Origin of the sequence: Candidatus Dedyshia acidiphila, from assembly GCF_051025295.1 — a bacterium.
Classification (GTDB): domain Bacteria; phylum Acidobacteriota; class Terriglobia; order Terriglobales; family Acidobacteriaceae; genus KBS-83.
Window position 1 is genome coordinate 47,821 of sequence record NZ_JBMGJV010000027.1, and the last position, 11,855, is coordinate 59,675.

Annotated in this window: 11 protein-coding genes; 6 read left to right on the forward strand and 5 right to left on the reverse strand. The window is 65.1% G+C overall.

Features of this window, described 5'->3' with window-relative positions; genetic code table 11:
- Window positions 1-93 precede the first annotated feature (93 nt).
- The 3 genes from AC5IJH_RS12260 to AC5IJH_RS12270 all read left to right on the forward strand — a co-directional run bounded on the left by AC5IJH_RS12260 (window position 94) and on the right by AC5IJH_RS12270 (window position 4,062).
- Window positions 94-1,470 carry a tetratricopeptide repeat protein gene (locus AC5IJH_RS12260; protein WP_491903112.1) on the forward strand — a complete coding sequence of 459 codons (1,377 nt, stop codon included), beginning with the start codon at window positions 94-96 and terminating at the stop codon, window positions 1,468-1,470.
- A gap of 40 nt (window positions 1,471-1,510) precedes the next feature.
- Window positions 1,511-3,109, forward strand: a complete 1,599-nt coding sequence (locus AC5IJH_RS12265; RefSeq protein WP_491903113.1) for a lipase maturation factor family protein — start codon at window positions 1,511-1,513, stop codon at window positions 3,107-3,109.
- A gap of 62 nt (window positions 3,110-3,171) precedes the next feature.
- Complete coding sequence (locus AC5IJH_RS12270; protein ID WP_491903114.1) at window positions 3,172-4,062, forward strand: aldo/keto reductase; 891 nt, start codon at window positions 3,172-3,174, stop codon at window positions 4,060-4,062.
- A 37-nt stretch (window positions 4,063-4,099) separates the two neighbouring features.
- Here the strand turns inward: AC5IJH_RS12270 and AC5IJH_RS12275 are convergent, their stop codons facing one another.
- Window positions 4,100-4,249 (reverse strand): hypothetical protein, encoded by a 150-nt coding sequence (locus AC5IJH_RS12275; RefSeq protein WP_491903115.1) that lies wholly within the window; start codon window positions 4,247-4,249, stop codon window positions 4,100-4,102.
- Window positions 4,250-4,464: 215 nt separating this feature from the next.
- On the opposite strand from AC5IJH_RS12275, the gene AC5IJH_RS12280 reads away from it, so the two are divergent.
- Entirely contained in the window at window positions 4,465-5,046 is a 582-nt protein-coding gene (locus tag AC5IJH_RS12280) for an inorganic diphosphatase (RefSeq protein WP_491903116.1), read from the forward strand.
- A 317-nt stretch (window positions 5,047-5,363) separates the two neighbouring features.
- Window positions 5,364-6,926, forward strand: a complete 1,563-nt coding sequence (locus AC5IJH_RS12285) for a DUF6600 domain-containing protein (protein ID WP_491903117.1) — start codon at window positions 5,364-5,366, stop codon at window positions 6,924-6,926.
- A 337-nt stretch (window positions 6,927-7,263) separates the two neighbouring features.
- On the opposite strand, the gene AC5IJH_RS12290 is transcribed toward AC5IJH_RS12285, so the two are convergent.
- The gene (locus AC5IJH_RS12290) at window positions 7,264-7,416 is read right to left on the reverse strand and encodes a hypothetical protein (RefSeq protein ID WP_491903118.1); all 153 of its coding nucleotides are present in this window, start codon (window positions 7,414-7,416) and stop codon (window positions 7,264-7,266) included.
- A gap of 263 nt (window positions 7,417-7,679) precedes the next feature.
- On the opposite strand from AC5IJH_RS12290, the gene AC5IJH_RS12295 reads away from it, so the two are divergent.
- Complete coding sequence (locus AC5IJH_RS12295) at window positions 7,680-8,054, forward strand: hypothetical protein (protein WP_491903122.1); 375 nt, start codon at window positions 7,680-7,682, stop codon at window positions 8,052-8,054.
- A gap of 52 nt (window positions 8,055-8,106) precedes the next feature.
- On the opposite strand, the gene mnmE is transcribed toward AC5IJH_RS12295, so the two are convergent.
- The 3 genes from mnmE to yidC all read right to left on the reverse strand — a co-directional run.
- Window positions 8,107-9,546 (reverse strand): tRNA uridine-5-carboxymethylaminomethyl(34) synthesis GTPase MnmE, encoded by a 1,440-nt coding sequence (mnmE, locus tag AC5IJH_RS12300; protein ID WP_491903119.1) that lies wholly within the window; start codon window positions 9,544-9,546, stop codon window positions 8,107-8,109.
- A 35-nt stretch (window positions 9,547-9,581) separates the two neighbouring features.
- Window positions 9,582-10,232 carry a Jag family protein gene (locus AC5IJH_RS12305; RefSeq protein WP_491903120.1) on the reverse strand — a complete coding sequence of 217 codons (651 nt, stop codon included), beginning with the start codon at window positions 10,230-10,232 and terminating at the stop codon, window positions 9,582-9,584.
- A gap of 34 nt (window positions 10,233-10,266) precedes the next feature.
- A partial coding sequence (gene yidC, locus AC5IJH_RS12310) for a membrane protein insertase YidC (protein ID WP_491903121.1) occupies window positions 10,267-11,855 on the reverse strand: 1,589 nt, incomplete at its 5' end.

The window sequence follows — 11,855 nt, forward strand, 5'->3', positions numbered from 1 at the left end:
CGCGGGAGGGATCCGCTTAGACGTATGACCAAGAAGCACTCTCCCTGCCAATGCCGGCCGATCTATCGCCGGCATTGTTTTTTTGTGCCTGTGATGGCGACGTGTCTGTGGCTGGCCCTTGTTCCCGCGTCTCTGCGCGCCCAGCAGCACAGCCCGGCCGCCGGCCTATCGACCGCAGACGCCGCCCGCCTGAATCACGCGCTTGCCGACTACGATCAGGGCCATAGCGCAGACGCAGAGCCGGTTCTGAACCAGCTCCACACCCGCTATCCGCGCAACTACGCCATCGCCGAGACGCTTGGCCTGATTCACGCCGAGGCCGGCGATTTCAAAGCAGCCTTGCCGCTGCTCGCGCAGGCAGCGCATCTTGAGCCGCGCACGGCGCTCGCCCGCGCCAACCTGGGCACTGCTTATCTCAAGCTGGGCGATGCCGCGCACGCGATCCCGGAGCTTGAAGCGGCCCACCATCTGGACGCCAAAGATCAGCAGACACTTGTGAACTTGGCGACCGCGCGGCTCGAGACGCATCACCCTGCCGATGCCGCCGAGGCCTTTGCCGCCGCGGCTGCTCTCGGTCCGCTCGACGCTGGCACGCTTCACGACCAGGCGCTTGCACTGCTGCTTGCAAATCGTGCTGCGGACGCCGAGCGCGTGCTGCAAGCCGTGCCGCCGGCCGAGCGCAACGATGCGATCGAAGAGGTCTCTGGCGAAGTGGACGAGCGGTTGGGCCACTACAAGGAGGCCGAGCAGCACTTCTCGCAGGCCGCGCACCTGAACCCCAGTGAGCCAAACCTCTACGCGTGGGTGGTGGAGCTGCTGCGTCATTTTTCGTGGCAGCCGGCTGCCAAGCTCGCCGAGTACGGCGCGAACAGATATCCGGAGAGCCAGCGATTGAAAGCAGCGCATGGCATCGCGTTCTACGCGGACAACCGCTTCAAGGAGGCAGCCGCGATCTTCTCGTCGCTGCTCGCGGCGGACCCGGACAACGCCACGTACGCCAGCCTGCTCGGCCGCAGCTGCGCCGGCATTCAGGACACAGGCACCACCGGCTGCGAGGGCCTGGACCACTTCGCCGCGGCGCATCCGCACAACGCCGAGGCCGCCGACTATGCTGCCGCCTCGCTGCTTCATCGTCCGGCCGGCGAGCGCGATGACGCACGTGCACGCACGCTGTTGCAGCAGGCGCTCGCTGCCGATCCGCGGCTTGCGGATGCGTGGTATCAGCTTGGCGTGCTCGAGCAGGAAGAGACGCACTGGCAGGACAGCACAGCACCGCTCGAGAAGGCGATCGCGATCAAGCCTGCGCTGGCTGAGGCGCACTACCGGCTGGCCCGAGCCTACTCACACCTCGGCCGTCGCGACGAAGCCATGCAGCAGATCGAGTTGCAACAGCGATATGCAAAAGAGGAGAAGGAGAGCCTCGACGCGCGTCTCAAGGAAGTGACGACCTTTCTTACTCCCGCGCCCTGAGGCAGTCGGGCGCGGCCCAGAGTGTCGTGGGACAACGTTTATGGCGCACGCGCTTCCTCTTCTCCGCACTCTGTTCGGCACCGCACCCGGTGAGGGCGCACGCACGCGCCTGATCGCACGCTGGCTGTTTCTGCGCGCGCTCGGACTGATTTATCTCTCGGCCTTCTACTCGCTGTTTTTCCAGATTCGCGGCTTGATCGGACCGCACGGCCTATTGCCCGCCGGCGACTATCTCGATCGGGTGCGCAGTCTGGGTGCGCTCCGCCTCTGGTATGCGCCGACGGTGCTGTGGCTCTCGAGCAGCAACGCCGCACTGATCGCGCTTTCTGTCGTCGGCATGGTGGCGTCGCTGCTTCTCATCGTGAACCTGTGGCCGAGGCTCATGCTGCTGACCTGCTTTGTCGGATTTCTCTCGTTCGTCGTGGCCGCGCAGGATTTCTCGAACTACCAGTCGGATGGCATGCTGCTTGAGGCGGGCTTCATCAGCCTCTTTCTCGCGCCGCGCGGCCTGCGGCCCGGGCTGGGCGCGGACTCACCACCACCGTGGGCGCCCGTGCTGCTACTGCTGTGGGAGTGGTTCCGGATCTACTTCCAATCGGGCGCGGTGAAGCTGCTCTCGGGCGACCCCACGTGGCGCGACCTGACCGCGATGGATGAGTACTACCAGAACGGCCCGCTGCCGACATGGATCGGCTGGTATGCGCAGCACGCGCCGGAGTGGGTGCACCGCTTCAGCGCGGGAGCGACGCTGGTGCTTGAGCTGGCGCTGGTGTTTCTCGCCTTGCTGCCGCGACCGTGGCGCATCGCCTGCTTTGTGATCGCGACGGTGTGGCAGGCGGGCGTCATTGTCACAGCGAACTACACATTCCTCAACTACCTGGTGCTGGTGCTCGGCATCCTGCTGCTCGACGACCGTCTGCTGCGCCGCTTCGTGCCTGCGCGCCTCACGAGCGGTCTTCCAGCCGATGCGGTGACACCCGCGCCTATCCAAGCGGACCCGACCGCACCAGCATGGCGTCGTCACCTGGTTGCCGCGCGCACTGCCATCAACGCTGTCGTCTTCGCGTGGCTCACCTATAGCACGTGCTTTCTGCTGTTGCATATGTTCAGCCGCGCGCTGCCGCTGCCGTCGGCTCCCGTGGTGGCGCTTGAACCGTTCCGCATCGCGAACGAGTACGGACTGTTCGCGACCATGACGCCGCATCGTTATGAGGTCGAGTTCCAGGGCTCGAACGACGGCGTCACCTGGACGCCATATCCCTTCCGCTACAAGCCGCAGAGCCTCACCACGGCGCCCGGGATCTACGCCCCGTACCAGCCGCGATTTGACTGGAACCTGTGGTTCGCGTCGCTCGGCTCGTGGCCGGAGTACCCGTTCGTGCCCCGCGCCGAGGAGGCCCTGCTCACCAACGACCGCGACGTGCCCGGGCTGTTCGCGGCCAATCCCTTTCCGGCTGCGCCGCCGCGCTACGTTCGCGCCGTGCTGTGGCAGTACTGGTTCACCAGCATCCAAGAGAAGCATGCCACTGGAGCCTGGTGGCGCCGGCAACTCATCGGCACCTATGCACCCACCATCGCGCGCACGCCGGACGGCAAGTTCCAGATCGTGCAGGATGCGTCGCTGGCCGGGCCCGCCTAGGCGTCTTCACAGCTCGCACGTGTCAGTCGCGGCGGCGTATGCTGCCCGCGAGGAGAACTCTTATGCTGCGTCGTGACTTTCTCCGCCGCACTGCTTCCGGGCTCGCGGCCACCTGGGTCGCCGGCAAGACCGCTCGGCGCTCCGCACTCGCCGCCACACTCGACCAGATCCCGTCCGCGGGAGGCAAGTACCGCGCCAGTGACGAGGTGGTGCTCGGCCGCACCGGCATCCGCACCAGCCGCCTCGCCATGGGCACCGGCACCATTGGCGGTGGTGGTGCGTCCAACCAGACCCGCATCGGCACCGATCCGTTCGTGCGGCTGCTGCTCGACGGCTATCACGACAACGGACTGCGCTTCTTCGACACCGCGGACTCCTACGGCAGCCATCCGTATGTCGCTGCCGCGGTCAAGCAGCTCCCACGCGACAAGGTTGTCGTGATGACCAAGACCGACACGCGCGACCCCGCGGGCGTGCGGCAGGATCTGGATCGTTTCCGGCGCGAGCTGGGCATAGACACCATCGACATCGTGCTGATCCATTGCACGACCGAGCCGGACTGGACCACCCGGTACCGCGGCGTCATGGACGTGTTGTCAGAGGCGAAGCAGAAGGGCACGATCCGTGCTCATGGCGTCTCCTGCCACAGCATCGCGGCATTGCGCGATGCGGCCCGCCATGCGGACTGGGTCGATATCGACCTGGTGCGGCTGAACCCGGTTGGCGCGCACATGGACGCGGACGCCCAGACGGTGATCGAGACAGTGCGCCAGATGAAGCAGCAAGGCACCGGCGTGGTCGGGATGAAGATCCTGGGCCAGGGTGCGCTGCGCGAGCGGCCGTCCGAAGGGCTCCGCTTCGCGCTGAACAGTGGCGTGCTCGACGCCTTCACCATCGGCGCCGAATCGCGGCAGGAGCAGAACGACCTGACCCACCGCATCGCCGCCGCCTAGGCGTACGCGTTTTGTCGCGGCGCGCCGCGAGGGAAAGCTAGCGCGCCGCGATCTGAACCGAGACTGGCGGCAGGGCTATGGGTGCGGTCGCCTGTGCGACCTTCTGCACCGCGATGATCGACAGCGGAATGCTGAGATACAGGGCCAGGATCCCAAACGCCACCTTCGCTCCGATTGCTGTCGTCATCGCATATCCTCTGCAGCCAGTTGCCGCGAGACCGATACTCCCATCCCATGCCGGGGCGCCTCCCTCCCACCTTTAGCGCATGGGGAATGACCTGCGTACCGAATTCCGAATCTGTTTCCCAAAGCTGTAAAGGCGGCTTAGACCTACCTCGGGACACACCTAAGCCTTGCGAATGCATCCATTTCCAGCGCTGTAACCTCCCATTCACAATAGCCATGGCCAAGAAAAGCAAAGGTGGTCCTGCCTCCCTGGCAGCGCTCCACACACTCAAACCGCTCCTTCCCGATCCATCCAACCCAAAATCCAAACAAGAGCTGCTCCAGGTGGTGATCGAGACGCCCAAGGGCTGCCGCAACAAGTACGCCTACGACCACGAGCAGGGTGTCTTCGCACTGCGCAAGGTGCTGCCGGAGGGCATGGTCTTCCCTCATGACTTCGGCTTTGTGCCGCGCACACTGGCCGACGATGGCGACCCGATCGACGTCCTCGTGCTGATGGATGTGCCTGCCTTCGCCGGCTGTGCGATCCCGGCGCGGCTGATCGGCGTCATGGAAGGCGAGCAGGTGGAAGGCAAAAAGCGCACCCGCAACGACCGGCTGATCGCGGTGGCGCTGGCCACGCATGCCTTCGCGAACATAGCCAAGCTCGACGACCTGCCGGAGCCCTTCCGCAAAGAGCTCGAAGCATTCTTCGTGAATTACCACGGGCTCGAAGGCAAGGAGTTCCGCCTGCTTGGCTACAAGGGAGCGAAGACCGCGATGGACTCGGTCAAGAGGGCGCAGAAGGCAGCAAGGTAGGCGGATGAGCGCAGGCGAGCTCGTTCTCCGGTTCGTGATCGGGGCGCCGTGGTCAACTGCTTCGGCGATGCTGGGTCTTGCGTCCCAAGGAGCTTCGCCGGGCTGTTCGCTGCTGCGCCTTCGGTGGCCACTGGCCAGTCGCCCGGCTCTCCAGTCCAGTTATGACATTGCCAACAGGCAAACCTCGCACGAGTAACTACCTTGGCGACATTCCCCAGCAAACGGGGCTATATTAAGTTGGCCCGGGCATCCGAGCTGCTCCGTCCACCAGCATTGGAGCAGCGGCACCTGTCCCAGCGGCATGATGGGAGCTCTTCATGAGCAAGTCATTGACCATCCCTGCGTTTGTTCTCGCGTTCGCCGCCTGCACCCTCAGCGCACCCGCCCAGCAAACCGCTGCGCCTGCCACTCCGCCCACGCCCGCCGATACGGCGACCGTGAGCGCGGCACACGGCGTGCGCATTGTGCGACTGAGCGAGGTGAACGGCGCGGTCCAGCTCGACCGCGGCACGCATGAGTTCGAGACCGCCTTTAACAACCTGCCTATCGTCGAGGGCGCGCGCCTGCGCACCGGTGACGGCACGGCCGAGGTTGAGTTTGAGGACGGCAGCTCACTGCGTCTCACGCCCAACTCGCAGGTCGAATTTCCCGTGCTCTCGGCAGAGCGCAATGGCAATCGTCAGACCACGATCCACGTCACCGCGGGGCAGGTCTACGCCAGCATGGTGAAGCCGCAACGGGGCGTCCCGAATGTGGATGCGCCACTGAACCTCGCCTTCGGCGAGCGCGGCATCACCCTCACCCCGGGTGCGCACGTCCTCTTCTCGATGAGCCCAGGCGCGCCACGGCTCGACGTGCTTGACGGCTCCGTGCAGGTCACCGGGGACGGCGGCACGCAGATGGTCGCGAAGAAAAAGGGACTGGTCTTCGACTCGGCGGCGCCCACGTTGGTCAGCAAGCGCGAGCCGGGCCCGTTCGATGACTGGGACAAGCGCTCCGTCCAGTACCACAGCCAGTTCGCCAGCATGAACCAGATGCGCGGTAGCGGCTATCAGTACGGCGTCGCGGACCTGAACTACTATGGCAGCTTCCTCAGCGGCGGCAGTTGCTCCGGCATGTGGCGTCCCTACTTCGCCAGCGCCAACTGGAGCCCGTACAGCAACGGCGTCTGGGCTTACTACCCGTCCGCCGGCTACTCCTATGTGTCGCAGTACCCCTGGGCGTGGGCACCGTACCACTCGGGTTCATGGGGCTACTGCCCCGGCGTGGGCTATGGCTGGACGCCCGGCAACAATTGGAACGGCGTGAACAACGTAGCCGCCCTCAACACTCCCGGCCGCAACGCGCCGGTCGGACCGAATCAACTGCGGCCGCCCCACCCTCCGACGCCCGGTCCCGGAAGTGGGCTGGTTCCGGTCAACTATGATCCACGGAGCGCGTCCGGCATCGTCCCCAAGTCAGGCAGCTTCACCTTCCGTGGCAACTCGGCCGGTCTGGGTGTGCCGCGCGGCGTGTTCGGCAAGCTGGATGGCGTGTCGAATCATGCAGTGCAGCACGGAAACGTGGAGCGCCCGATCTACCTGGCTCCGCCCTCATCACCTGCGGCTGCCAGCATGATGTCCCACAGCCATGCGCTTGCGGCCACCCACATCACCACGGCTGCCCCTGCCGCCCAGATGGGCAATGCTCAAATGACCCCGTCCGGTATGGGTGCTTCCGGTATGGGCACGCCCGGGGCCGGCAACCGTGGCTCGATGGGAGCAGGCACCTACAGCAGCCCGCATACCGGACCGGTGGGCGTCTCGGGCGGCCCCAGCATGGGCGGCGGAGCGGGTGCCGGAGCCACCCACGCGGGCGGCGGCGGTGCCTCGCATCACTAGACTGCTTCAAAACGAACAAAAGGGTGGCCGGGAGATCCCCCTGCCACCCTTCTTAGTTCTCAGGCGAACCTGTCGACGGCCACCGCGCTCTCCGGCAGAACGAAATATCGACCACCGCTAAGGAAAACTGCGGGTTTCTGCATATCCCCTGCATCTTCCTAGCTGTTCACGATCGTCCTTACCGGTACTTTGCTTTCAGGTCACTCCAATTTCAAGGGGGGAAGCCGCTAACCCCGGGGCTTCCCAATTTTTTTTTGCCTTGGACTTGGTGCCGGGGATCGCTCCTCGTCAGACGACTGGCCGATTCTCCCTGCCGGAACTCCTCCCGGCTGCTGCCTTAGGCCACCGTGTGATGGTCCGCCCAGGCCTCACGAAGCTTCTCCGCGGCCTTGTCAACAGGCACCACTGACTTCGACTGCGTCGCCGCCCGGTAGTAGACCAACCCGGCCATCGCGCACGACACCAATCCCCAGATCAAGCTCTTGCTCATGCTCACCTCACACGGCGTGGTCGCCGGTCTTGTGTAGGATGCCGGCCCCTCGCTGATCGTATTTGTCGCCATCACGGCGACGACTCGTGCTCGGCAAATGTGCCGGACGTTCCATTCAGGGCTTCCGTCTCCCATAGGCCCGGCTCCGGTTTCTAAGTGGCTTCGCGCACAACTCAATAGGGGGAGCTTGCCGTCCATTGAAGAAACACCGAAAGGGAACGCGGTGGCATGCGGATGCTGATGTACCTCCCGCGAAGGAATGTATGTTCAAGAACAGATCGGTAATGACGCTCTCGATCGCAATACTCTCGCTCGTTCTGACCGCCGGAAGTGCCGCGCGCGCGCAGACCACAGGCGAGCAGAGCACGACCCAGACAACAACCACGACCACCGCGCAAGGCACTGCGGGTGCGACGCCCACCAAGGACGAGCTCAAGGCACAGAAGAAGCAGCTCAAGGAAGAGCAGCGCCGGCAGAAGCTGGAGCAGCACGCCCAGAAGCAGCGGGACCAGGCCACCAAGCAGCAAGAGAAGGCAGCCAAGAGCAGGACCAAAGCGGAGTCGCAGCAGAACAAGGCAACCGTGAATGACGACAAGGCCGCGCAGGAAGAGCGCAAGGCGACACAACCGCAGCGTTAGCTCTTAGACAGGTGGTTTCGAAACCTGATCTGGTTACAGTGACGGCGACAGATCACTTGCCGATGCAGAAGCTCGAGAAGATGCGGTTCAGGATGTCGTCGGCGGTGGTAGCGCCGGTGAGCTGATCGAGCTGCTCGAGTGCGGCGTAGAGGTCGAGCAGCAGCATCTCGTGGGGGATCGACTGCGCGATGGCGCCGCGAGCGCGGGCGATGCCGTCGAGCGTTCCCGAGAGCGCCTCGTAGTGCCGCAGGCTGGTCAGCATCGCACCGCTTCCGGCCGCGGCACCGCCGCGTGCACGCGCGAGCAACTGCGCTCGTAACTCCTTGACGCCTTCGCCAGTGCGCGCCGACACTGCCACAATCTCGTTCGCCGCATCTGCGGGCTTAACACCGGTAAGCACGGCGGCGATGAGTTCAGGCCGCAGGTCGATCTTGTTCAGCACGAGAATCGGTCTGCGGTCGGCGAGCGACTCGAGCAGTGCAGCATCCGGCGCGTCGAGCGCGAGCCCGTTAGCCATACGCGATGCGTCGATCACCAGCAGTACAACGTCGGCCTCGGCAATGGCGCCGCGTGTGCGCGCAACTCCGTGCTGTTCGGCTTCATCAGTGGTTTCGCGCAGCCCGGCAGTGTCGACCAGCTCCACGGGAATGCCGTCGAGCGCGATGCGCTCGCTGACGAGATCGCGCGTGGTGCCAGGCGTCGCGGTCACGATGGCGCGCTCGCGCTCGACGAGACGGTTGAAGAGCGACGACTTGCCCGCGTTCGGCTGACCGACGATTGCCATCGTGAGCCCGCTGTGGACGAGGCGGCCCTCACGATAGCTTGCGGCAAGCGGGCGCAGCATCGCCTCCACTGTGTCGAGCCGGCGCGTCAACTCCGCATCCGGCGTGACGTCGATATCGTCTTCTGCGAAGTCGATGCCGGCCTCGAGCAGCGCGATCAGCTCGAGGAGCTGCTCCTTCGCGGGCGCAACACTGCGGCTGAGTGAGCCCTCAAGCTGCGCCGCGGCAACGCGCGCCTGGTAGAGCGTCTCAGCCGCGATCAGGTCGCGCACGGCCTCAGCCTGCGTCAGATCGAGCCTGCCATTCAGAAACGCACGCTGCGTGAACTCACCCGGCCGGGCCAGCCGCGCTCCGGCTTCGAGCGCACGCCGCACCAGCAGGTCGAGGATGACCGGCGAGCCATGCGCCGCGATCTCGAGCACATCTTCGCCGGTGTAGGAGCGCGGAGCTGCGAAGAAGGTGACGACGGCTTCGTCGAGACGCACGCCCTGGTCCACAATGACGCAGAAGCGGGCGCGACCGGGTTCAAGCGGGGCGCGAATTTGTAACTGTGGCAAGAGCAGATCGCTAGCAGCTGGTCCGGAGAGCCGCACTATACCGATGCCGCCGCGTCCGGGTGGCGTGGCAATCGCGACGATGGTGTCGTCCGCAATGCGGGAGGTGGGTGCAGGCTGCGAGATGCCGCTGTCGTCCCGCGTGGCGTCACTCATGATGGGTCAAATGTGGGGGGAACAGGCGACACCGATCAGCGACGTGGACCGCGCCGATCGCCAAAGCCACCACGGCCGCCGCGGCTTCCACCACGATCTCCACCGCGACCCCGTGGACCGCCACTGCCACCGCGACCACCACTGCCTCCGCGCGAGAAGCCCGCAGGCGCGACCGGCGGCGGCACATGCTGATCGCCCTTGCGATAGACGACGACAAAGCGGCGGAGTCCTTCGCCGCTGCTCTCGGTCTCGAGATCTTCGAACTGGCGGAAGGCGAGGTGCAGCATGCGCCGTTCGCGCGAACTCATCGGGGGAAAGCTGTAGGGCGCGCCACTGCGGCGCACGCGCTCCGCGGCTGCATCGGCGGCCATCCGCATCTCGCGCGCGCGGATCGCCTTGAAATTGCCGCTGTCGAAGGAGATGCGATCGTGCTCTTCGGGCTCGAGCCGTACCATCTTGGCGGCGATGTGCTCGAGCGCACGCAGCAACTCACCATTGCGCTGTGTGAGCAGGGGAGCGTCGACTCCGGCAATCTCGACGTAGATCTCGCGCGCTTCGAGTCCATCGGGATCGGCGGCGCCTTCGCCGGCCGTGATGCGGTACTTCAGGCGCAGCCCGGTCGTGGTCAGCAGCTTGAGAAAGTCGGAGATGGTGGTCGCCGCAGCGCGATAGTCTTCGATCGGCATAGCTCCCTATCCTATACGGGGCCTGCGGGACCGGCTAGCGGCGCGCCGGTGCCCCACGGGGCAGACGCTTGGCCGCGCGCTTGGCGGCGATGGCCCGCATCTCGCGACCCATGCTGGTGCGGTTCATCACGAGCTGGATAGCGGTCGTGATGATGTTGCCCGCGGCCCAGTAGAGCGCCACGCCCGAGGCGAAGTTCCACATCATGAACCCGAACATCGCCGGCATCATGAAGGCCATCATCTTCTGCTGCGCCGGATCCACACCGGGCGACGGCGACAGGTAAGACGTGGTGAACATGGTGAGGATGACGAACACCGGCAGGATGTGCAGCGGGTCCGGCGCCGCCAGATCGTGCAACCACGCCCAGTGCGCCTGGCGCAGTTCAATCACGTTCATCAGCATGCGGTAGAAGCCGAACAGCAGCGGGTACTGGATCAGCATGGGCAGGCAGCCGCCGAACATGTTGACGCCCTCGCGCTGTTGCACCGCCATGATCTCCTTGTTCATCTCCTGCCGGCGGGGATCGGTGGCGCCGTACTTCTTGTACTTCTCCTTGATCTGCTGCATCTCCGGCTGAATCTTCTGCATTTTCAGCGCGGACTTCATCATGGTGATGCGCGTCGGCAGCATCGCGAGGTTGAGGATCACGGTCAGGAGCAGGATCGCCCAGCCCCAGTTGGAGACGATGTGGTCGTAGGTGAAGCGGAGCATCGCGAACAACGGCTTCGCAATCCACGCCACCCAACCGAAGTTGAGGATCGGCTCGATGTTCGGTCCGGTCGGCGTGCCGCTCGCAGACGTGGCCTTCACGCTGCTCAGCACATCGATGACCTTGGGGCCGGCGAAGATGCGCAGCGCGGTCGGCGTGCTCAGCGAGCCCACAGCCACGCCCAGAACCTGGACCGGCTCTGTCTCGCCAGTCGGCTTCTTCGGGTCGCGCGGCACACTCCAGCCCTGGTTCAGCGATACGGCCGTGGCCTGCTCCGGTTGATCGGGCAGCAGGATCGCGCCGAAGTACTGATCGCTGATGCCTGCATAGTCGAATGGACCGTTCAGAGTGGCTCCGCCGCTGACCTTCTTGGCGGCCTCGCCAGAGAACTTGCCGTTTTGCGAGCGGGCAAACTGCGTATTGGCGAAGGTCGGCAGCGTGGTCTGGTCACCCAGGCCGCCGGGCCATGCAAGCAGCGTGGGGACGGCCGCGCCGTTTACCGTCACCGAGGCGGTGGCGTGCACTACATAGCTCGCGTCGAAGCGGAAGCTCTTCTTCACCACCAGGCCATTACTGGCGTAGTCGAACGTCAGCTCACCCGGGGCCGTAATGGCACCGTGAGCCGAGGGGACGTAGAGTGCCGTTGCGAGCCGCTGCCGCAGGTTGGGATCGTAGCTGTAGAGCGAGAGAGGGTAGCCGAACTTGGCGGCGGTCGCGGGGTTCACCAGGTCGAGCGGATGGCCCTGGTCGTCGGAATACTTCTTCAGCACCCAGTGCTTCACCTCTGCGCCACGACTGGTGAAGACGATGCGATAGTTCTCGTTCTCGACCGTGCTTGTCTGCTCGCCGGTGCCGACCACAGCGGGGCTTGCGGAGGCAGCGCTCCCTGACGTGTCAGCAGAGAGCGGGGGGG

Excerpts from the sequence above, each read along its gene's own strand:
- AC5IJH_RS12280 (WP_491903116.1), top strand. The coding sequence starts at position 4,465 with ATGGCCAAGAAAAGCAAAGGTGGTCCTGCCTCCCTGGCAGCGCTCCAC.
- AC5IJH_RS12260 (WP_491903112.1), top strand. The coding sequence starts at position 94 with ATGGCGACGTGTCTGTGGCTGGCCCTTGTTCCCGCGTCTCTGCGCGCC.
- mnmE (WP_491903119.1), bottom strand. The coding sequence starts at position 9,546 with ATGAGTGACGCCACGCGGGACGACAGCGGCATCTCGCAGCCTGCACCC.
- AC5IJH_RS12290 (WP_491903118.1), bottom strand. The coding sequence starts at position 7,416 with ATGAGCAAGAGCTTGATCTGGGGATTGGTGTCGTGCGCGATGGCCGGG.
- AC5IJH_RS12265 (WP_491903113.1), top strand. The coding sequence starts at position 1,511 with ATGGCGCACGCGCTTCCTCTTCTCCGCACTCTGTTCGGCACCGCACCC.
- AC5IJH_RS12285 (WP_491903117.1), top strand. The coding sequence starts at position 5,364 with ATGAGCAAGTCATTGACCATCCCTGCGTTTGTTCTCGCGTTCGCCGCC.
- AC5IJH_RS12270 (WP_491903114.1), top strand. The coding sequence starts at position 3,172 with ATGCTGCGTCGTGACTTTCTCCGCCGCACTGCTTCCGGGCTCGCGGCC.
- AC5IJH_RS12275 (WP_491903115.1), bottom strand. The coding sequence starts at position 4,249 with ATGACGACAGCAATCGGAGCGAAGGTGGCGTTTGGGATCCTGGCCCTG.
- AC5IJH_RS12305 (WP_491903120.1), bottom strand. The coding sequence starts at position 10,232 with ATGCCGATCGAAGACTATCGCGCTGCGGCGACCACCATCTCCGACTTT.
- AC5IJH_RS12295 (WP_491903122.1), top strand. The coding sequence starts at position 7,680 with ATGTTCAAGAACAGATCGGTAATGACGCTCTCGATCGCAATACTCTCG.